General features: G+C 68.1%; 21 protein-coding genes. 4 read left to right on the top strand and 17 right to left on the bottom strand.

Features of this window, described 5'->3' with window-relative positions:
* The first annotated feature begins 59 nt into the window (after window positions 1-59).
* Window positions 60-467, top strand: coding sequence for a Rho termination factor N-terminal domain-containing protein (locus HMPREF1224_RS30940; RefSeq protein ID WP_003095492.1), 408 nt, complete (start codon window positions 60-62; stop codon window positions 465-467).
* Window positions 468-510: 43 nt separating this feature from the next.
* Here the strand turns inward: HMPREF1224_RS30940 and osmE are convergent, their stop codons facing one another.
* Together osmE and HMPREF1224_RS30950 are read right to left on the bottom strand one after the other, a co-directional pair.
* Complete coding sequence (osmE, locus tag HMPREF1224_RS30945) at window positions 511-855, bottom strand: osmotically-inducible lipoprotein OsmE (RefSeq protein ID WP_010793718.1); 345 nt, start codon at window positions 853-855, stop codon at window positions 511-513.
* Window positions 856-943: 88 nt separating this feature from the next.
* The gene (locus HMPREF1224_RS30950) at window positions 944-1,483 is read right to left on the bottom strand and encodes an MOSC domain-containing protein (protein WP_003095483.1); all 540 of its coding nucleotides are present in this window, start codon (window positions 1,481-1,483) and stop codon (window positions 944-946) included.
* A 154-nt stretch (window positions 1,484-1,637) separates the two neighbouring features.
* Here HMPREF1224_RS30950 and HMPREF1224_RS30955 point away from each other — a divergent pair, with 154 nt between their 5' ends.
* Window positions 1,638-2,054 carry a PsiF family protein gene (locus tag HMPREF1224_RS30955; protein WP_003095479.1) on the top strand — a complete coding sequence of 139 codons (417 nt, stop codon included), beginning with the start codon at window positions 1,638-1,640 and terminating at the stop codon, window positions 2,052-2,054.
* 174 nt (window positions 2,055-2,228) lie between these two features.
* On the opposite strand, the gene HMPREF1224_RS30960 is transcribed toward HMPREF1224_RS30955, so the two are convergent.
* Window positions 2,229-3,494, bottom strand: coding sequence for an Hsp70 family protein (locus tag HMPREF1224_RS30960; RefSeq protein ID WP_003099398.1), 1,266 nt, complete (start codon window positions 3,492-3,494; stop codon window positions 2,229-2,231).
* Between the two features lie 207 nt (window positions 3,495-3,701).
* Here HMPREF1224_RS30960 and HMPREF1224_RS30965 point away from each other — a divergent pair, with 207 nt between their 5' ends.
* The gene (locus HMPREF1224_RS30965) at window positions 3,702-4,565 is read left to right on the top strand and encodes an isocitrate lyase/PEP mutase family protein (RefSeq protein ID WP_003121125.1); all 864 of its coding nucleotides are present in this window, start codon (window positions 3,702-3,704) and stop codon (window positions 4,563-4,565) included.
* A gap of 91 nt (window positions 4,566-4,656) precedes the next feature.
* Here the strand turns inward: HMPREF1224_RS30965 and HMPREF1224_RS30970 are convergent, their stop codons facing one another.
* A complete protein-coding gene (locus HMPREF1224_RS30970; protein WP_003121124.1) occupies window positions 4,657-5,271 on the bottom strand; it encodes a hypothetical protein in 615 nt (204 codons plus the stop codon).
* Between the two features lie 125 nt (window positions 5,272-5,396).
* Between HMPREF1224_RS30970 and HMPREF1224_RS30975 the strand changes: the two genes are divergently transcribed.
* Window positions 5,397-5,663, top strand: a complete 267-nt coding sequence (locus tag HMPREF1224_RS30975) for a DksA/TraR family C4-type zinc finger protein (RefSeq protein ID WP_003099395.1) — start codon at window positions 5,397-5,399, stop codon at window positions 5,661-5,663.
* Between the two features lie 9 nt (window positions 5,664-5,672).
* On the opposite strand, the gene HMPREF1224_RS30980 is transcribed toward HMPREF1224_RS30975, so the two are convergent.
* The 13 genes from HMPREF1224_RS30980 to HMPREF1224_RS31040 all read right to left on the bottom strand — a co-directional run bounded on the left by HMPREF1224_RS30980 (window position 5,673) and on the right by HMPREF1224_RS31040 (window position 18,251).
* Entirely contained in the window at window positions 5,673-7,040 is a 1,368-nt protein-coding gene (locus HMPREF1224_RS30980) for a hypothetical protein (protein WP_003162684.1), read from the bottom strand.
* A 118-nt stretch (window positions 7,041-7,158) separates the two neighbouring features.
* Window positions 7,159-8,859 carry an urease subunit alpha gene (ureC, locus tag HMPREF1224_RS30985; RefSeq protein WP_003095453.1) on the bottom strand — a complete coding sequence of 567 codons (1,701 nt, stop codon included), beginning with the start codon at window positions 8,857-8,859 and terminating at the stop codon, window positions 7,159-7,161.
* A gap of 68 nt (window positions 8,860-8,927) precedes the next feature.
* Window positions 8,928-9,233 (bottom strand): urease subunit beta, encoded by a 306-nt coding sequence (locus HMPREF1224_RS30990; RefSeq protein ID WP_003095450.1) that lies wholly within the window; start codon window positions 9,231-9,233, stop codon window positions 8,928-8,930.
* Between the two features lie 16 nt (window positions 9,234-9,249).
* Window positions 9,250-9,768, bottom strand: a complete 519-nt coding sequence (locus HMPREF1224_RS30995) for an L-methionine sulfoximine N-acetyltransferase (protein ID WP_003146239.1) — start codon at window positions 9,766-9,768, stop codon at window positions 9,250-9,252.
* A gap of 8 nt (window positions 9,769-9,776) precedes the next feature.
* A complete protein-coding gene (locus tag HMPREF1224_RS31000; protein WP_003099389.1) occupies window positions 9,777-10,079 on the bottom strand; it encodes an urease subunit gamma in 303 nt (100 codons plus the stop codon).
* A gap of 1 nt (window position 10,080) precedes the next feature.
* The gene (locus HMPREF1224_RS31005; protein WP_003123539.1) at window positions 10,081-10,923 is read right to left on the bottom strand and encodes an urease accessory protein UreD; all 843 of its coding nucleotides are present in this window, start codon (window positions 10,921-10,923) and stop codon (window positions 10,081-10,083) included.
* A gap of 8 nt (window positions 10,924-10,931) precedes the next feature.
* A complete protein-coding gene (locus HMPREF1224_RS31010; RefSeq protein WP_003121119.1) occupies window positions 10,932-11,384 on the bottom strand; it encodes a GNAT family N-acetyltransferase in 453 nt (150 codons plus the stop codon).
* An 83-nt stretch (window positions 11,385-11,467) separates the two neighbouring features.
* Window positions 11,468-12,166, bottom strand: a complete 699-nt coding sequence (gene urtE, locus HMPREF1224_RS31015; RefSeq protein WP_003105134.1) for an urea ABC transporter ATP-binding subunit UrtE — start codon at window positions 12,164-12,166, stop codon at window positions 11,468-11,470.
* A gap of 136 nt (window positions 12,167-12,302) precedes the next feature.
* A complete protein-coding gene (gene urtD, locus HMPREF1224_RS31020; RefSeq protein ID WP_003105136.1) occupies window positions 12,303-13,160 on the bottom strand; it encodes an urea ABC transporter ATP-binding protein UrtD in 858 nt (285 codons plus the stop codon).
* Complete coding sequence (gene urtC / locus HMPREF1224_RS31025) at window positions 13,157-14,236, bottom strand: urea ABC transporter permease subunit UrtC (protein ID WP_003105139.1); 1,080 nt, start codon at window positions 14,234-14,236, stop codon at window positions 13,157-13,159. The genes urtD and urtC overlap by 4 nt, the downstream gene beginning before the upstream one ends.
* A complete protein-coding gene (urtB, locus tag HMPREF1224_RS31030) occupies window positions 14,233-15,822 on the bottom strand; it encodes an urea ABC transporter permease subunit UrtB (RefSeq protein WP_010793719.1) in 1,590 nt (529 codons plus the stop codon). Before urtB ends, urtC begins: the two co-directional genes overlap by 4 nt.
* Window positions 15,823-15,967: 145 nt before the next feature.
* Entirely contained in the window at window positions 15,968-17,233 is a 1,266-nt protein-coding gene (gene urtA, locus HMPREF1224_RS31035; protein WP_003105144.1) for an urea ABC transporter substrate-binding protein, read from the bottom strand.
* Window positions 17,234-17,657: 424 nt separating this feature from the next.
* Entirely contained in the window at window positions 17,658-18,251 is a 594-nt protein-coding gene (locus tag HMPREF1224_RS31040) for a MarC family protein (RefSeq protein ID WP_003095417.1), read from the bottom strand.
* Between the last annotated feature and the right edge of the window lie 259 nt (window positions 18,252-18,510).

Genomic DNA, 18,510 nt, shown 5'->3' on the forward strand with positions numbered 1-18,510 from the left:
AACGTCCGCCGTCGCCTCCCGGTCCCAACAGTGAACCCATCGCAAAGGGAGATATCCCCATGCCCCGTGGCGACAAGAGCAAGTACAGCGACAAGCAGCAGCGCAAGGCCGAGCACATCGAGGAGAGCTACAAGGCCAAGGGTGTGAGCGAATCGGAAGCCGAGGCGCGCGCCTGGGCGACGGTGAACAAGCAGTCCGGCGGCGGCGAGCGCAAGGGCGGTTCCGGCCGCGCCAAGAGCGAGACGGCCAAGCGCGCCGACCGCAAGGACTCGGCCCATCGCGCCGCCCAGGCCCGCTCAGGGAGACCGGCCAACCGCGGCTCGGCGAGCCGTGGCAAACGTCAAGGCAGCACCTCGGTGAGCGAGATGACCCGCGAGGAATTGATGCAGCTGGCGCGCAAGCGCGACATCCGCGGTCGTTCGACGATGCGCAAGGCCGAACTGATCGAGGCCCTGTCCCGGGCCTGAACGCAGACGCCCCGCCTCCGTAAGGAAGCGGGGCGTCGAGCCGTCAGGGGCGGGCGTCGCGCTCGTGGCGGTCCAGCTCGGAGCAGCTCAGGAAGCCCGAGCCGTCGACCTTGCCGCTGCCGTCGAAACTGACGTAGAACGGCTGCTGCTGGCCGTCCTTGTTGAGGATGTAGCTGTTGCAGCTCCCCGGTTTCATCAGGCGCTTCTGGGTGTCGGAAGGCGTGCCGCCGATGCGCAGGACTTCCTGCTGGCTCATGCCTTTCTCGACATCCTTGACCAGCGGTTCGTTGCGGAAGGTGATGTAGTTGACCGGGTTCTGCACCTTGGTCGACGCGCAGCCGGCCAGGGTTGCCATCACGAACAGTGCCGCCAGTGACTGCTTGTACATGCTGTGACTCCTTGTGGTTGAGCGGTGCTTGCCAACATTGGAACGCAGGCCCTCGCGCAGAGTTCGCCCGGAATCGCGGCGGATTGCCTCAGACCTTCTCCAGGGCCCGGTGCGGCAAGGGGGGCAACTGGATATCGATGGCGTCGCCGGGGCGAACCTCGCCGTCTTCCAGGACGATCGCCATCACCCCGGCCTTGCGAATCAGGTTGCCCTGTTCGTCGCGGCCGAGCACGGCGGCGGTCAGTCCGGGCTGGTAGTTGTCCAGCTGCGAGCAGGGATTGCGCAGGCCGGTCAGCTCGACCAGGGCGCTTTCCCCCAGGCGCAGGCGGGTGCCGGTGGGCAGGCCGAGCAGGTCGACGCCACGGGTGGTGATGTTCTCGCCCATGGTCCCCGGGCCGATGGCGAAGCCGCTGGCGCGTAGCTCGTCGTGCAGTTCCTCGTGGATCAGGTGGACCTGGCGCAGGTTCGGCTGGGTCGGGTCCTGCCGCACCCGCGAGCGGTGCTTCACGGTGACGCCGTGGTGGGCGTCGCCCTCGACGCCGAGGCCTTTCAGGAGGCGGATGGCGGGACGCACCTGCTTGCTGAACGCGTGGGTGGCGCAGAGGCTCACCGCGATGACCTGTTGCATGGAACTCCTCCTCGTGCGAAGCGTCAGTCTAGCCGCGAAACATGACGCTTGTCGCAAGCGCACAGGACGCGTTCCCAGCCCCTGCAAAGCCCGCCGCAGTCGCTAGACTTCAGCGCACCTGCATGCGAACGTGCAGCCCTTCAAGGAGAGTTCGATGAATATCCTGCGTATCCCGATGTTCGTATTGGCCATGGCCGTCTCGGCCCATGGTTTCGCTGCCACCGCGCAGCAGGAGAAGATGACCGCCTGCAACGCCGAGGCCACCACCAAGGCGCTCAAGGGCGACGAACGCAAGGCGTTCATGAGCGGCTGCCTGAAGGCCGGCGCGCCTGCCGGCGGCAAGGCCACCGCCCAGCAGGAGAAGATGAAGAGCTGCAACGCCGACGCCAGTGCCAAGTCGCTCAAGGGCGACGAACGCAAGGCGTTCATGAGCAGTTGCCTGAAGGCCGGCGGCAGCGCCAAGGCGGCGACCCAGCAGGAGAAGATGAAGACCTGCAACGCCGACGCCACCGCCAAGGCGCTCAAGGGCGACGAACGCAAGGCGTTCATGAGCACCTGCCTGAAGAAGTGAGTCCCGCCCTAGTCGGGCTCGGTGGGGCGGCGGATAGCGCCTGTGGCGTTATCCGCCCTGCGGACGGGTGTGGCGTGGTCTTGGCGTAGGGCGAATAACCGCTCGCGGTTATCCGCCATGGCGGGCCCGGTGTGACCTTATCCCCCTATAGGGCAGGGGCGCGGCCAGGGCGGCTCAGCCGTAGCGCTTCTTCGCCTCGATGGCCAGGCCGCTGCCGATGCTGCCGAACAGGTTGCCCTCGACATGACGGGCGTTGGGCAGCATCGCCGAGACGCTCCGGCGCAGCGCCGGAATGCCGCTCGAACCGCCGGTGAAGAACACCGTGTCGACCCGGTCCGGGTCGACCCCGGCCGAGGCCAGCAGTTGCGCGACGCTGTTGCGCACGCGCTCCAGCAGTCCGTCGACGGCGTTCTCGAACAGCCCACGGGTCAGCTCCACGCCGAGCCCGGCCTCGATGCGCTCCAGCGAGAGGTGCAGGCGCTCGGTTTCGGTCAGGCGGATCTTGCTGTCTTCCACCTGCATCGCCAGCCAGTGCCCGGCGCGTTCCTCGATGAGCCTGAAGAGGCGGTCGATGCCGGTGCTGTCGACGATGTCGTAGCGCATGTTCTTCAGCGCCAATTGCGACTTCTGCGCGTACACCGCGTTGATGGTGTGCCAGGTGGCCAGGTTCAGGTGGTAGCTGGTGGGCATGAAGGCATCGCTCTTCATCCGGCTGCCGTAGCCGAACAGTGGCATCACGCCTTCCAGGCTGAGCTGCTTGTCGAAGTCGGTACCGCCGATGTGCACGCCGCCGGTGGCCAGGATGTCGTCCTGGCGCTCGGCCAGGTTGCGCCGCTCCGGCGCCAGGCGCACCAGGGAGAAGTCCGAGGTGCCGCCGCCGATGTCGACGATCAGGACCAGTTCCTCGCGCTGGATGCAGCGCTCGTAGTCGAAGGCCGCGGCGATCGGTTCGTACTGGAAGGAAACCTCCTTGAAGCCGAGCTTGTTGGCCACCTGCACCAGGGTGTCCTGGGCCTCGCGGTCGGCCTCCGGGTCGTCGTCGACGAAGAACACCGGGCGACCCAGCACCACCGCGTCGAAGGCTTGCCCGGCGGCGGCCTCGCCGCGCGCCTTGAGCTGGCCGATGAACAGGCCGAGCAGGTCCTTGAACGGCAGGGCGCTGCCGAGCACGGTGGTCTCGCTCTTCAGCAGCTTGGAGCCCAGCAGGCTCTTCAGCGAGCGCATCAGCCGGCCCTCGTAGCCCTCCAGGTACTCGCCGAGCGCCTGGCGGCCGTAGACCGGGCGGCGCTCCTCGACGTTGAAGAACACCACCGAGGGCAGGGTGATCTTGCCGTCCTCCAGCTCGATCAGCGGTTCGACCTCCGGCCGCCACCAGCCGACGGTGGAGTTGGAGGTGCCAAAATCGATGCCCAGGGCGCGGGCGGCGGTGCTCGGGTTCATGGCGCGAAACGGTCCGGGAAAAAAACGGCCGCGCAGTGTATGCGAGAGCGTCGTAGATTTCACCGCCGGCGATCGGCAGGAAGCGTCCTGGGACGTCCGTGCGGGCCGCCCCGACCTTTGTATACGGATTTGCCAAGGGGCCTGCGCATGGTGCTATGTTGGCGCTGCTTTCCCACTCCGTCTTGCCGTGTTGTCCTGGATTTCGCCATGCATAGAGCCTCACACCATGAGTTGCGTGCGATGTTTCGCGCGCTGTTGGACTCCTCCCGTTGCTACCACACCGCTTCCGTGTTCGATCCCATGTCGGCGCGTATCGCCGCCGACCTCGGCTTCGAGTGCGGCATCCTCGGCGGTTCGGTGGCTTCCCTGCAGGTCCTGGCGGCGCCGGACTTCGCCCTGATCACCCTCAGCGAATTCGTCGAGCAGGCCACCCGCATCGGCCGGGTGGCGCGCCTGCCGGTGATCGCCGACGCCGACCACGGCTACGGCAACGCGCTGAACGTGATGCGTACGGTGGTCGAACTGGAGCGCGCCGGAATCGCCGCGCTGACCATCGAGGACACCCTGCTGCCGGCGCAGTTCGGGCGCAAGTCCACCGACCTGATCTGCGTCGAGGAAGGCGTCGGCAAGATCCGCGCGGCCCTGGAGGCGAGGGTCGACCCGGCGTTGACCATCATTGCCCGGACCAACGCCGAACTGATCGACGTCGATGCGGTGATCCAGCGCACCCTGGCCTACCAGGAAGCCGGCGCCGATGGTATCTGCCTGGTCGGCGTGCGCGACTTCGCCCACCTCGAGGCGATCGCCGAGCACCTGCACATCCCGCTGATGCTGGTCACCTACGGTAATCCGCAACTGCGCGACGACGCCCGCCTGGCGCGGCTCGGCGTGCGTGTCGTGGTCAACGGCCACGCCGCCTATTTCGCCGCGATCAAGGCGACCTACGACTGCCTGCGCGAGGAGCGCGGTGCGGTGGCCTCGGACCTGACCGCCTCGGAGCTGTCGAAGAAGTACACCTTCCCCGAGGAATACCAGGCCTGGGCCCGCGACTACATGGAAGTCAAAGAGTAGGCGATTTCAGGCCAGGCCCATGTTGCGCTGCCGCGCCTGCAGGTCGGCGACGCCCGCCAATGCGCAGAAGGTCGCAGGGCGACAGTCTGGCTCAGGATCGCCCGGAGCGCTCGCGTCGCTTGCGTTCGCGGTAGGCGGCCTGGTTGGCCAGGCGCCGCTGCGCCGAACCGGGGCGGTTGGCCGACTGGGCGCGGTACAGGCGCTGGGCGTAGACCAGTTCCATGTAGCGTTGCATCGCCCGGCTGTTGAACAGCAGCCAGGCACAGGCGCCGCCGCCGAGCGCCACCAGGCCCGACGTCTCGCCGCTGGCCAGGCGCAGCAGGAGCCCGGTGGCGACCAGCAGCAGGCTGGCGTCGCGGGCCAGGCGCGGGCCGAGGCTGGCGCCACGGGAGAGCAGGGCGATCAGCCACAGCCAGGCCGCCAGCAGCGGCAGGGCGGAGAGCCAGCCCAGCGGCCGCAAAGGAGCCTCCGGCAATGCCAGGCGCAGCGCGGCAAGACCCAGCGGCGCGGCACCGAGCAGCAGCGCCAGGCTGCCGAGCAGCGGTGCGTAGAGACCGGGATGACGGCGCGGATACAGGCCGTGCAGTTGCCGGACGCTATAGCGGTCCTCCGGCGCCGGCAGGGCGAACGGATCGCCGGCGAGCGCGGCGTCGAGCTGGCGGCCCTGGTCGATCAGGTGGGCGAGGCGGCGGAACGGTCCCATCATGCGGTGTACCTCCAGGCTTGGCTGGCGATTGTGCCACGCCAGGCCGATGGTCGCGCCGCCCTTGCAAAGCCGCGGGCGAACGCCCATATCTGGAGGTTCCAGGGTTTCAGCCAGAGGAGTCAGTCATGGCCAGCGGGTGGGCGAACGACGGTGCGGTGCAGGAACAGATCGACAGCACGATCGAGGATGCCATCGCTCGTGCGCGCAGCCAGTTGCCTCGTGGCGAGAGCCTGACCCATTGCGAAGAGTGCGACGCGACTATCCCCGAGGCGCGGCGCCGGGCGATTCCCGGCGTGCGCCTGTGCGTCAACTGCCAGGCCGAGCACGACAGGGAACAGGCGAAGTTCAGCGGCTACAACCGCCGCGGCAGCAAGGACAGCCAGTTGCGCTGAAGGCCTGCCTCAGTTTTCCCGATAGCGTTCCTTCACCCATTGCTCCACCGGCGACAGGGTGCGCATTCCCACGCCCAGCGGATCGTCCATGTCATGCTGGCTGGAGGCGGTCCAGCGCGGGTCGATGAAGGACCAGGCCAGGCCCGCCGGGCCCTGGTCGCGGTAGGTGCCGAAAACGTCGTTGAGGCCCAGCGGCTCCGCGTTGCGCAGCCATTGCCCGTTGAAGCTGTCGCCGTTGATGGTGCGGTCCGAGATCCAGCGACCGTCGTCGTAATGGAAAGCCATCACTCGCCAGCGATGCTCGCACCAGTGGCAGGCGTCGTCGTCGACGTAGAAGGCTTCGACGAAGATTTTCTTCCCGCCGATGTCGAGGAAGGTCGAGTAATCGTCGGTATGGCGCGGGGCCAGGGTCAGTCGGCTGCCGTCGCCGAGGTCGATGAAGCGATCGGGGGCGTAGGGCGAGCGCGGCGAAAGGCTCATCAGGACCCTGGCGTAGTCGTCCCGCTGCGGCGGGTCGGCGACCAGTGCCTGGCGCTCCGCGGCGGTCAGGGCGAAGCGCTCGCTGCCTCGGCCGACCACGTCTTCCAGCTGACGCTGGTCGCGTGGCAGGGTGCCGTCGAGGCCGGCGTACAGGTTGACCGCCTGGATGAACCGGGCGACGTCGATGTCGAGCATTTCCGGATAGCCGGAATGGGCGGTCAGCGCGCCGTCCTTCAGGTCGTAGATCACCGACCAGCGCGTCCCTCCCGAACCGCCGGCGTAGGACAGGTAGCCCAGGCGCAGTTCGTCGCGGCCGTCGCCGTCGTAGTCGGCGACTTCCATTTGGCTGAGGCTGAACAGCTGGGGGAAGGCATAATCGGTTTCGAACTGCTCGCGCGGTTTCCGCTTCGCGTCCGGATCGAAGGGGACCAACTGGATCTTCCGGTATTCCCGGAGGCTCAGCTCGACCATGTTCTTCTGGATATCCAGGAACGGGGAGAGGTTGAGCAGCGAGGAGAGGAGGCCGGGTTCGGCGATGTAGAACACCTTCACCAGCGGCAGGTTGGTCCGTCCCTGGTTCCGCTCCAGGCGCTCGATGACCTGGTCGTCCATGGCGAAGGCCTTGCCGACGAAGCGCCGATTGCCGTAGGCGACCAGGAATTTCTCGCCGAAGCCGAGCAGGTCGGCGCCCTTGATCTCCACCTCGTAGTCCGCCGGAAAGCGCGCGAGGATGGCTTGGCGCAGCATCACGTCCTTCTTGCTGATGGGAATCTCGCCGTACTGGTAGAGCTGGTAGGTCCAGTAGAGGAAGTAGCTCACCACGACGATGGCCGTTGCCTGGAAGGCCTTGGCCAGATACGGGGTGGAAGCGTTGCGGGACGATTGGCGGGAGGACATGGACGGACTGCCGGCGGCTACGGGTAGGCGCCATTGTCGCCGCTAGCGCCGACAAGCCAAGCTGTCCGAACGGAGCGGTCGACGTCCCGGCGTGGCGCCGGGACCCGTCGCGTGGGAATCAGAACAGGAAATAGCGCTGCGCCATCGGCAGCACGTCCGCCGGTTCGCACCAGAGCAACTGGCCGTCGGCGCGTACCTGGTAGTTCTGTGCGTCGACCTCGATGGTCGGCAGGTAGCCGTTGTGGATCAGGTCGGTCTTCTGCACACCGCGACAGCCGCTGACCACGCCGATGGCCTTGCGCAGGCCGAGCTGCTGCGGTACGCCGGCGGCGAAGGCGGCCTGGCTGACGAAGGTCAGGCTGGTCGCGTGACGGCTGCCGGCGTAGCTGGCGAACATCGGTCGGTAGTGCACCGGCTGCGGCGTGGGGATCGAGCCGTTGATGTCGCCCATCAGGCTGGCGGCGATGGCCCCGCCCTTGAGGATCAGGCTCGGCTTGACGCCGAAGAAGGCCGGGCGCCAGAGCACCAGGTCGGCCCACTTGCCGGCTTCGACGGAGCCCACTTCATGGCTGATGCCGTGGGTGATCGCCGGGTTGATGGTGTACTTGGCGATGTAGCGCCTGGCGCGGAAGTTGTCGTTGCGCGCACCGTCGCCGTCGAGGCGGCCGCGCTGGCGCTTCATCTTGTCGGCGGTCTGCCAGGTGCGCGTGATCACTTCGCCGACCCGGCCCATGGCCTGGCTGTCGGAGCTGATCATGCTGAACGCGCCGAGGTCGTGGAGGATGTCCTCGGCGGCGATGGTCTCGCGGCGGATGCGCGACTCGGCGAAGGCCACGTCCTCGGCGATGGCCGGGTCGAGGTGGTGGCAGACCATCAGCATGTCCAGGTGCTCGTCGATGGTATTGCGGGTGAACGGCCGTGTCGGGTTGGTCGAGCTGGGCAGCACGTTGGCGAAGCCGCAGGCCTTGATGATGTCCGGTGCGTGGCCGCCACCGGCGCCCTCGGTGTGGTAGGTGTGGATGGTGCGGCCCTTGAAGGCGCCGAGGGTGGTCTCGACGAAGCCGGATTCGTTGAGGGTGTCGGTGTGGATCGCCACCTGGATGTCGTGGCGCTCGGCGACCTCCAGGCAGTTGTCGATCGCCGCCGGGGTGCTGCCCCAGTCCTCGTGCAGCTTCAGGCCGATGGCGCCGGCGAGCACCTGCTCCTCCAGCGGCAGCGGCAGGCTGGCGTTGCCCTTGCCGGTGAAGCCGATGTTCATCGGGAAGGCGTCGGCGGCCTGGAGCATCCGCGCCATGTGCCAGGGACCGGAGGTGCAGGTGGTGGCGTTGGTCCCGGCGGCGGGGCCGGTGCCGCCGCCGATCATGGTGGTGACCCCGCTCATCAGCGCCTCTTCGATCTGCTGCGGGCAGATGAAGTGGATGTGCGTGTCGATGCCGCCGGCGGTGAGGATCATGCCCTCGCCGGCGATCACCTCGGTGCCGGCGCCGATGGCGATGTTCACCCCGGGCTGGATGTCCGGGTTGCCGGCCTTGCCGATGGCCTGGATGCGCCCGTCCTTGAGACCGACGTCGGCCTTGACCACGCCCCAGTGGTCGAGGATCAGCGCATTGGTGATCACCGTGTCGACCACCTGCGCCGCGCCCAGCTGGCTCTGGCCCATGCCGTCGCGGATGACCTTGCCGCCGCCGAACTTCACTTCCTCGCCATAGACGGTGAAGTCCCGTTCCACCTCGAGCCACAGGTCGGTGTCGGCCAGGCGCACGCGGTCGCCGACGGTGGGGCCGAACATGTCGGCGTAGGCTTGTCTGCTGATTTTCATCGAACGCTCCTTTGGCGATCGTCGGTGTTCGCTGTCTTTCCTCGGACCTGGCCAGTTGGGAATGGGCCCTAGAGGTCCCCCATCACCCGCCCGGCGAAGCCGTATACCCGCCGTCCGCCGCCGATTTCCACCAGCTCCACCTCGCGGCTCTGCCCCGGTTCGAAGCGCACCGCGGTGCCGGCGGCGATGTTCAGGCGCATGCCACGGGTGGCCGGACGGTCGAAGGCGAGGGCGTCGTTGACCTCGAAGAAGTGGTAGTGCGAGCCGACCTGGATCGGCCGGTCGCCGGTGTTCGCCACGCTCAGGGCGAGGGTGCGGCGGCCGGCGTTGAGTTCGATATCGCCGGGCTGGATGTCGTATTCACCGGGGATCATGGGGGCTCCTTGGGGCTCAGGGCGCGCTGCGCGTCGGGTCGAGGTTCAGTTGCATGAAGGTCAGGTCGAGCCAGCGGCCGAACTTCTGGCCCACCTGCGGCATCTGCCCGCTGATCTCGAAGCCGAGGCGCCGGTGCAGGCCGATCGAGGCGGCATTGCCGCTTTCGATGGCGGCCACCATGACGTGCAGGCCCTGGGCCCGCGCACGTTCGATCAGCGCCAGCAGCAGTTGCACGCCGAGGCCTTTGCCGCGCTGGTCGTCGCGCACGTAGACGGAGTGCTCGACGGTGCCGCGGAAGCCCTCGAAGGGTCGCCAGTCGCCGTAGGAGGCGTAGCCGAGCACTTCGCCGGCGGCGTCGCTTGCCACCAGGATCGGGTAGCCCTGGCGGGCGCGGGTGTCGAACCAGGCCTGGCGGTTGGCCAGGTCCACCGGGGTTTCGTTCCAGATCGCCGTGGTATTGCCCACGGCGTCGTTGTAGATGGCGAGGATGCCGGGCAGGTCGGCGACGCCGGCGTCGCGGATCGAAGCGCTCATGGCCGGCCTCAGGCGATGGGCTGGTGGACGGTCACCAGCTTGGTGCCGTCGGGGAAGGTGGCCTCCACCTGGATGTCCGGGATCATCTCCGGCACGCCCTCCATCACCTGCTCGCGGTTCAGCAGGGTGGTGCCGTAGTGCATCAGCTCGGCGACGCTGCGGCCGTCGCGCGCGCCCTCCAGCAGGGCGGCGGAGATCAGCGCCACCGCCTCCGGGTAGTTCAGCTTGAGACCGCGTGCCAGCCGGCGCTCGGCGAGCAGGCCGGCGGTGAAGATCAGCAGCTTGTCTTTCTCGCGGGGGGACAAGTCCATCTCAGGTACTCCAGATGCGTGGGGGAACGGCCTCGCGGCCGAGCAGCGCCGGCCGCAGCAGGCGCCAGAGTTCGATCAGCCAGGCTCGCGCGTGCAGCGCCTCGTCGGCCAGGCAGCGCGCCACCAGCAGGCCGCCGGGCAACTGGCTGAGGTTGCCGCGGCCGGCGCAGGGGAGCGCGCGGCAGCGTTGCAGCAGGTCGGTGTCGATCTCGCCGCTGGCGACCAGGGTCGCCAGCACCGGATGCCCGGCGAGGCCGATCGGCGAGTCGAGCAGGCGGTCGCCGCCGTCGATGCGCTGGCGCTCGTGCCAGAGCAGGCGGTCGTCGCGACGGATGTCCAGGGCCGCGACGAAGTGGCCGCTGGCGAAGCGCTCGCCGCTGGCCGGGCGGCCGAGCGCGACCATGTCCCAGTAGAACAGGCGGGCGTCGCCGCGCAGCTGGATACGGGTTTCCAGTTCGGCCTGGGCGCCGGCGAAGACGATGCTTTCCTGCGGCAGCCATTCCAGGGTGGCGCCGGGCTCCAGGTGGATCTCCAGGGTCTGCCGCGACGGGCAGGCGGCGCGGTACCACTTGGCCGCGCCGGGGCTGGTGAGCTGGGCCCAGGCGCGTTCGCCGAGGCGCACGTCGAAGGCCAGGCTGTCGCCGCCGGCGATGCCGCCGGGCGGATGCACGAGGATGTGCTGGCAGACTTCCGGGCCTTCGGCGTAGAGGTGCTTCTGCACCCGCAGCGGTCCGGAGTGGCGCCGCGTCACCGGGCGGGTGGCGTCGCCGGCGCGGGCGTAGGCCAGCTCCAGTTGGGCGTGCCAGGCGGGGTGGAAGCTCAGGTCGGGGAGGGCGGCGGTCATCGGTCGGGTCAGGCCAGGGCCTTGCGCATGAACACGCGGCGGAATCCCTCTTCCTGGCGGCGTTCGTATTCGAGGTAGCCGACCCTGGCGTAGAGCTCGATGTTTTCCGTCATCCGCTCATTGGTGTAGAGGTACAGCGAGCGGTAGCCGAGGCTCGTTGCGTCGCGCTCGGCACGCTCCAGCAGTTGTCGGCCGATGCCCTGGCCCTTGCATTCGGGAAGCACGGCGAGGTTGTCGACGAGGAAGCCGTCGGCGGTTTCCCGCGTCACCAGCAGGCCGACCGGCTGGCCGTCGTGCTCGGCGATGAGGACCCGGTCGCTGGCGATCACCTCGTGGTAGTCCTGGGTCATCGGCCAGGGCTTGCGGCCGATCACCGCGATCCACGGGGCATAGGCGGCGGCGACGCAGAGCGCGGCGAAGCCCGCGTCGGCCTGGACGGCCGGGCGCAGAGTGACGGTCATTTCGACCTCCTGCGGAAAGACGAGGGCATAGAGATTGCCAGCGCAGGCCCCGGTTGCGCCAGCGGCAGTGTGTCCCAGTCCGTTCAAATCGCCACCAGCCCGCGCACGCCCTCGCTCTCCATGTCGCGGCCGCGGCCCTGCTGGACGATCTCGCCGCGCGCCATCACCAGGTATTGGTCGGCCAGTTCGGCGGCGAAGTCGTAGAACTGCTCGACCAGCAGGATCGCCATGTCGCCGCGCGCCGCCAGGCTGCGGACGACCGTGCCGATCTCCTTGATCACCGAAGGCTGGATGCCTTCCGTGGGTTCGTCGAGGATCAGCAGTCGCGGCTGGCTGGCCAGGGCGCGGCCGATCGCCAGTTGCTGCTGCTGGCCGCCGGAGAGGTCGCCGCCGCGGCGCTGTTTCATTTCGCGCAGGACCGGGAACAGCTCGTAGATGAAGTCCGGCACCGCCCGGGCGTCCCTGGCGCTGAAACGGGACAGTCCCATCAGCAGGTTCTCTTCCACCGTCAGCCGGGGGAAGATTTCCCGTCCCTGCGGCACGTAGGCGATCCCGGCGCGGACCCGCTGGTGCGGCCTGAGTCCGGTGAGCGAACGGCCTTCCCAGGCGACCTGGCCCTCGCGGGCCGGGACCAGGCCCATCAGGCAGCGCAGCAGGGTGGTCTTGCCCACCCCGTTGCGACCGAGCAGGCAGGTCACCTCGCCCACCTTCGCCTCGAAGCTCAGGCCACGGAGGATATGGCTACCGCCGTAGTACTGGTGGAGCTTGTCGACTTGCAGCATGGTTCTCTTCCATTTGTCCCGTGATGGTTCTTCACTGCGATTCCCAACCTGGCTCGGCGGATAACCGCGAGCGGTCATTCGCCCTACGCGACGGGCGCCACTTGGCAGGCGCTACCCGCCGAGCGGATGGCTGGCGTCAGCGACCGAGGTAGACCTCGATCACCTGTTCGTCGGCCTGTACCTCCGCCAGCGAGCCTTCGGCCAGCACGTGGCCCTGGTGCAGCACGGTGACATGGTCGGCGATGCTGCCGACGAAACCCATGTCGTGCTCCACCACCATCAGCGAGTGCTTGCGCGCCAGGGACTTGAACAGCTCGGCGGTGAATTCGGTCTCGGCATCGGTCATGCCCGCCACCGGCTCGTCGAGCAGCAGCAACTGCGGTTCCTGCACCAGCAGCATGCCGATCTCGAGGAACTGCTTCTGGCCGTGGGACAGCAAACCCGCCGGACGCTGCCGCGACTCCAGCAGGCGGATGGTGGCGAGCACCTCCTCGATGCGTTCCCTCTGCGTGCCGTCGAGCCGCGCGCGCAGGCTGGCCCACACCGACTTGTCGGCCCTCTGCGCCAGTTCGAGGTTCTCGAACACGCTCAGGGCCTCGAACACCGTGGGCTTCTGGAACTTGCGGCCGATCCCGGCCTGGGCGATCTGCACCTCGCTCATGCGGGTCAGGTCGAGGGTGTCGCCGAAATACGCGGTACCGCTCTGCGGGCGGGTCTTGCCGGTGATCACGTCCATCAGGGTGGTCTTGCCGGCGCCGTTGGGGCCGATGATGCAGCGCAATTCGCCGACGCCGATGTACAGGGTCAGGTCGCGCAGGGCCTTGAAGCCGTCGAAGCTGACGTTGATGTCTTCCAGGCTGAGGATGGTGCCGTGGCGCGCGTCCAGCCGGCCGCTGGTGGCGGCGCCCAGGCCGATGGCGTCGCGGCCGCTGCCGGCGGTATCGAGGCCGGGGTGGAAGGCCGGTTCGAGCATCAGGTGCGGGGTGGTCCTCATTGCTCCTTCTCCTTGCGCAGCAGGCCGAGCAGGCCGCGCGGCAGGTACAGGGTGACGACGATGAACAGCGCGCCGAGGAAGAACAGCCAGTATTCCGGGAAGGCCACGGTGAACCAGCTCTTCGCGCCGTTCACCACGCCGGCGCCGAGCAGCGGGCCGAGCAGGGTGCCGCGTCCGCCGAGGGCGACCCAGACGGCGGCCTCGATGGAGTTGGTCGGCGACATCTCGCTGGGGTTGATGATCCCCACCTGCGGCACGAACAGCGCGCCGGCGAGGCCGCAGAGCACCGCGCTCAGGGTCCAGACGAAGAGCTTGTAGCCGCGCGGGTCGTAGCCGCAGAACATCAGGCGGTTCTCGGCGTCGCGCAGCGCGGTGAGGACCCGGCCGAACTTGCTTCGCGCCAGGCGCCAGCCGAGCAGCAGGCTGGCCGCGAGCAGCGCGACGGTGGCGAGGAACAGGGCGGCGCGGGTGCCCGGCGCGGTGATCGGGAAGCCGAGGATGCTGCGGAAGTCGGTGAAGCCGTTGTTGCCGCCGAAACCGGTCTCGTTGCGGAAGAACAGCAGCATGCCGGCGAAGGTCAGGGCCTGGGTCATGATCGAGAAGTACACGCCGCGGATCCGCGAGCGGAAGGCGAAGTAGCCGAAGGCGAAGGCCAGCGCGCCGGGCACCAGCACCACCAGGCACAGCGCCCAGAGGAAGTGCTGGGTGCCGGCCCAGTACCAGGGCAGTTCGTTCCAGGAAAGGAAGGTCATGAACGCCGGCAGGCTGTCGCCGGAGGCCTGGCGCATCAGGTACATGCCCATGGCGTAGCCGCCGAGGGCGAAGAACAGCCCGTGGCCGAGGGACAGCAGGCCGGCGTAGCCCCAGACCAGGTCGAGGGCGAGGGCGACGATGGCGTAGCAGAGGATCTTGCCGGTCAGGGTCAGGCTGTAGGCCGAGAGGTGCAGCGCGCTGTCCGCCGGCAGCAGGTGCAGCAGCGGCATGGCCAGCAGCGTGGCGAAGGCTGCGCCGAGCGCGATAGCGGTGACGCGGCCGCCGGCCCGGCGGGCGAGGGTGACGGTGAGTGGCTGGTTCAATCGATGACCCTCCCTTTCAGGGCGAACAGTCCCTGCGGGCGTTTCTGGATGAACAGGACGATCAGCGCGAGGATCAGGATCTTGCCCAGCACCGCGCCGATCTGCGGTTCGAGGATCTTGTTCGCCACGCCGAGGCCGAAGGCGGCGAGGACGCTGCCGGCGAGCTGGCCGACGCCGCCGAGCACCACCACCAGGAAGGAGTCGATGATGTAGCCCTGGCCGAGGTCCGGGCCGACGTTGCCGACCTGCGACAGGGCTACCCCGCCGAGCCCGGCGATGCCCGAGCCGAGACCGAAGGCGAGCATGTCCACGCGCCCTGTGGGCACCCCGCAGCAGGCCGCCATGTTGCGGTTCTGGGTCACCGCGCGGACGTTCAGGCCGAGCCGCGTACGGTTCAGCAGCAGCCAGGTGAGGAGCAGCACGAACAGGGCGAAGCCGATGATGACGATGCGGTTCCACGGCAGCACCAGGTTCGGCAGCACCTGGATGCCGCCGGACAGCCAGGCCGGGTTGGCTACCTCGACGTTCTGCGCGCCGAACAGCATCCGCACCAGTTGGATCAGCACCAGGCTGATGCCCCAGGTGGCGAGCAGGGTTTCCAGCGGCCGGCCGTAGAGATGGCGGATCACCGTGCGCTCCAGGGCCATGCCGATGGCGGCGCTGACGCAGAACGCCACCGGTAGCGCCAGCAACGGGTAGAGCGCCAGCCATTCCGGCGCCAGGCGCTGGAACAGCAGTTGCACCACGTAGGTGGAGTAGGCGCCGAGCATGAGCATTTCGCCGTGGGCCATGTTGATCACCCCGAGCAGACCGTAGGTGATCGCCAGGCCGAGCGCCGCGAGCAGCAGGATCGAGCCCAGCGACAGGCCACTGAAGGCCTGGCCGAGCAGGTCGCCGACCAGCAGCCGGCGCTTGACCTGGGCCAGGCTGGTGGCGGCGGCGATGCGCACGCCTTCCTCCGGTTCCACCGCCGGGTCGAGCAGGTTCTCCAGGCGGGTTCGCGCCAGCGGATCGCCGGACTCGCCGAGCAGGCGCACGGCGGAAAGGCGTAGCGCCGGGTCGGGATCGCCGAGTTGCAGGTTGGCCAGGGCCAGGCCGAGGGCTTCCTTCACGCCAGCGTCGCTCTCGATCCGCAGGCGCGCTTCGAGCAGCGGCCGTTGCGCGGCCTTGGCGGTTTTCTGCAACTGCTGCGCGGCGGCCTGCCGCAGCGGCACTTCGTTGGCCACCAACTGGTGGCTGGCCAGGGCGGTGTTGAGCAGGCCGCGCAGGCGATTGTTCAGGCGCAGCGGCTTCGGCTCGCCGTCCGGCAGGGCGTCGCCTTCGGCGGCCTGGAAACGCTGGTCGGCGCCGAGGATGAATGGCTGCTGGCGGCTGTCCAGCGCAATGCGGTTGTGGCGCAGCGCTTCGAGAAAGGCCAGGCGATCGGCGTCGGGCGTCGCCGCCCAGTGTTCGAGCAGGTGGGCGCGACCGCCGTTGTCGGCAGCGGCGAAGTCCTGCGCCGGTCCGGCGTAGGCCGTCACCGCGAGAAGGGCGGCCAGGACCAGGACACAGGCCTGGAGCGGGCGGGTGAGGAGGGCAAGGGGCATGCTGGGGTTCCTGGGCGACGTGCGGTATGGCCGGTCCCCGCCCTCTCCCTGAAGGACGAGGGGGCCGTTAGGCGCGCGACCGGGGCGTTCCCGTTCCGTTCAGGGGAACGCCTGGTCAGGGGGGCAGGGTTCTTCACGGCAGAACTCAGTTGCTCTTCAGCGCATGCTCCGGCTTCTTCTCGTTGCCCGGGATGAACGGGCTCCAGGGTTGCGCGCGAAGCGGCTCGGGGGTCTTCCAGACCACTTCGAACTGGCCGTCGTCCTGGATCTCGCCGATCATCACCGGCTTGTGCAGGTGGTGGTTGCTCTTGTCCATGACCAGCGTGTAGCCGGATGGCGCCTTGAAGCTTTGCCCGGCCATCGCCTCGCGAACCTTGTCGACCTCGGTGCTGCCGGCCTTTTCCACGGCCTGCGCCCACATGTGGATGCCGACGTAGGTGGCTTCCATGGGGTCGTTGGTCACCGCGGTGCCGTAGTTCGGCAGGTTCTTTGCCTTGGCGTAGGCTTTCCAGTCGGCGACGAACTTCTCGTTGACCGGATTGCTCACCGACTCGAAGTAGTTCCATGCCGCGAGGTTGCCGACCAGCGGCTTGGTGTCGATGCCGCGCAGTTCTTCCTCGCCTACGGAGAAGGCCACCACCGGCACCTCGGTGGCTTCCAGGCCCTGGTTGGCCAGTTCCTTGTAGAAGGGCACGTTGGAGTCGCCATTGACGGTGGAGACCACCGCGGTCTTGCCGCCTGCGGCGAACTTCTTGATGTCGGCGACGATGGTCTGGTAGTCGCTGTGGCCGAACGGCGTGTAGACCTCCTGGATGTCCTTGTCGTCCACGCCCTTGCTGTGCAGGAAGGCGCGCAGGATCTTGTTGGTGGTGCGCGGGTAGACATAGTCGGTGCCGAGCAGGAAGAAGCGCCTGGCGCCGCCGCCGTCCTCGCTCATCAGGTACTCCACCGCCGGGATCGCCTGCTGGTTCGGCGCCGCGCCGGTATAGAAGACGTTCGGCGAGAGTTCCTCGCCCTCGTACTGGACCGGGTAGAACAGCAATCCGTTGAGTTCCTCGAACACCGGCAACACCGATTTGCGCGACACCGAGGTCCAGCAACCGAAGACCACCGCGACCTTGTCCTGGGTCAGCAACTGGCGGGCCTTTTCCGCGAACAGCGGCCAGTTCGACGCGGGATCGACCACCACCGCCTCCAGCTTCCTGCCGTTGACCCCGCCCTTGGCGTTAATCTCGTCGATGGTCATCAGGGCCATGTCCTTCAGCGAGGTCTCGGAGATCGCCATGGTCCCGGACAGCGAGTGGAGGATGCCGACCTTGATGGTTTCGGCGGCCTGGATGGACCAGGACAGGCCCATGGAAGCGATGGACGCGGACAGCGTGAAGGCCTTGAGCAGACTGCGACGTTTCATTGGTGTTGTTCTCCATTCACCAGCGGTCGGGGCGGCAGTTTTCAGGAGGCGTCGTGCTTGTCGTCGGGCATCCGTCCGGTGGACGGCGGGGTGCGCACTGCGGCCTGGATCTCTTCGTCGAGGCTCCAGAGCAAAGGCTGTGCCTCTTCTTGGCGCTGGCCGGTATCGGTCGGCGAAAAGGCGCCGCGAGTCGCCGGGGAAGCATGCCGAGCAGGCCTGGTTGTGCCGGGGAAGGCGGCGTTTTCAACGGGTTTTCGCCGGATATCGAGGGAGAAGGCGCCGTGGGCACCGGAAGGGGATGCGTCGCGCTGACCTCTCTCCTTGCCGCCGGCGGCGCGTCCATGGGAACGCCGTCGCTCCGTCCTGGCACCACCGCGGTGCGTCAGGGCGCGGCATCCAGGGCGTCCGCCTCAGGCTGGTGCGCTCAGCCTGGGAACAGCGAACCCTTCAGGCCGGTGACGATGATCTGCGCCGCCAGTGCGCAGACGAACAGGCCCATCAGGCGACTGACGATCTGTAGCCCCTGGTCGCCAAGCAGGCGTTCGATGCGGTCGGAAAGATAGAGCGTGGTGCCGAGGGTCAGGCAGGCGAGGAAGATCGCCACCAGGGAGATCAGCTTGGCCTCCCAGCCCTGGCCGACGCCCATCACCAGCAGCGCGCCGATGGTGCCGGGGCCGACGGTGAGAGGAATGGTCAGCGGGACGATGGTCACGTCCTGCTGCACGTTGTCGCTCTGCACCGCCGCGCGCCCCTGGGCCATGCCCAGCGCGGAGATGAACAGCACGCTGCCGGCGCCGATGCGGAAGGCGTCGGCGGTGATACCGAAGAGGATGAAGATGTAGCGGCCGAACAGGTACAGCGCGACGCTGGCGATCAGCGCCGCCAGGGCCACCCGCCAGGCCATGCGCTTGCGGTCGCGCGGGCCGAAGCCGCGGCTGAGGCTGATGAAGCAGGACAGCACGAAGAAGGGGCTATAGAGCACCAGCATCTTCAGGTAGACGCTGAACAGCAAATGCATGGAGGCGCTTCCGGTCCGGGTGTGGGCATGAGCATAGCGTGCGACGGGCCGGTGCGATGTCCGGCGGGTTGGCAATATGCCGGTTCGCGTGGCATGTGACAACGAGGCCGGATGTCGGCGGATAACGCCGTTGGCGTCATGCGCCCTACGGGAGCCGGGACCACCGGGGCGTAGGGCGAATAGCCGCTTGCGGTTATCCGCCGTGGCGGAAATGGCGGTATCGGTGGCGTCATGCGCCCTACGGGAGTCGGGACCACCG

Origin of the sequence: Pseudomonas sp. P179 (assembly GCF_000478485.2) — a bacterium.
In the GTDB taxonomy this organism is placed as follows: Bacteria; Pseudomonadota; Gammaproteobacteria; order Pseudomonadales; family Pseudomonadaceae; genus Pseudomonas; species Pseudomonas aeruginosa.

Coding starts and splice junctions, on each gene's coding strand:
- HMPREF1224_RS30965 (WP_003121125.1), top strand. CDS start 3,702: ATGCATAGAGCCTCACACCATGAGTTGCGTGCGATGTTTCGCGCGCTG.
- HMPREF1224_RS30960 (WP_003099398.1), bottom strand. CDS start 3,494: ATGAACCCGAGCACCGCCGCCCGCGCCCTGGGCATCGATTTTGGCACC.
- HMPREF1224_RS30970 (WP_003121124.1), bottom strand. CDS start 5,271: ATGATGGGACCGTTCCGCCGCCTCGCCCACCTGATCGACCAGGGCCGC.
- osmE (WP_010793718.1), bottom strand. CDS start 855: ATGTACAAGCAGTCACTGGCGGCACTGTTCGTGATGGCAACCCTGGCC.
- HMPREF1224_RS30975 (WP_003099395.1), top strand. CDS start 5,397: ATGGCCAGCGGGTGGGCGAACGACGGTGCGGTGCAGGAACAGATCGAC.
- HMPREF1224_RS30955 (WP_003095479.1), top strand. CDS start 1,638: ATGAATATCCTGCGTATCCCGATGTTCGTATTGGCCATGGCCGTCTCG.
- HMPREF1224_RS30940 (WP_003095492.1), top strand. CDS start 60: ATGCCCCGTGGCGACAAGAGCAAGTACAGCGACAAGCAGCAGCGCAAG.
- HMPREF1224_RS31010 (WP_003121119.1), bottom strand. CDS start 11,384: ATGACCGTCACTCTGCGCCCGGCCGTCCAGGCCGACGCGGGCTTCGCC.
- HMPREF1224_RS30990 (WP_003095450.1), bottom strand. CDS start 9,233: ATGATCCCCGGTGAATACGACATCCAGCCCGGCGATATCGAACTCAAC.
- HMPREF1224_RS30980 (WP_003162684.1), bottom strand. CDS start 7,040: ATGTCCTCCCGCCAATCGTCCCGCAACGCTTCCACCCCGTATCTGGCC.
- urtE (WP_003105134.1), bottom strand. CDS start 12,166: ATGCTGCAAGTCGACAAGCTCCACCAGTACTACGGCGGTAGCCATATC.
- HMPREF1224_RS30995 (WP_003146239.1), bottom strand. CDS start 9,768: ATGAGCGCTTCGATCCGCGACGCCGGCGTCGCCGACCTGCCCGGCATC.
- HMPREF1224_RS31000 (WP_003099389.1), bottom strand. CDS start 10,079: ATGGACTTGTCCCCCCGCGAGAAAGACAAGCTGCTGATCTTCACCGCC.
- urtA (WP_003105144.1), bottom strand. CDS start 17,233: ATGAAACGTCGCAGTCTGCTCAAGGCCTTCACGCTGTCCGCGTCCATC.
- ureC (WP_003095453.1), bottom strand. CDS start 8,859: ATGAAAATCAGCAGACAAGCCTACGCCGACATGTTCGGCCCCACCGTC.
- HMPREF1224_RS31005 (WP_003123539.1), bottom strand. CDS start 10,923: ATGACCGCCGCCCTCCCCGACCTGAGCTTCCACCCCGCCTGGCACGCC.
- urtB (WP_010793719.1), bottom strand. CDS start 15,822: ATGCCCCTTGCCCTCCTCACCCGCCCGCTCCAGGCCTGTGTCCTGGTC.
- urtD (WP_003105136.1), bottom strand. CDS start 13,160: ATGAGGACCACCCCGCACCTGATGCTCGAACCGGCCTTCCACCCCGGC.
- HMPREF1224_RS30950 (WP_003095483.1), bottom strand. CDS start 1,483: ATGCAACAGGTCATCGCGGTGAGCCTCTGCGCCACCCACGCGTTCAGC.
- HMPREF1224_RS31040 (WP_003095417.1), bottom strand. CDS start 18,251: ATGCATTTGCTGTTCAGCGTCTACCTGAAGATGCTGGTGCTCTATAGC.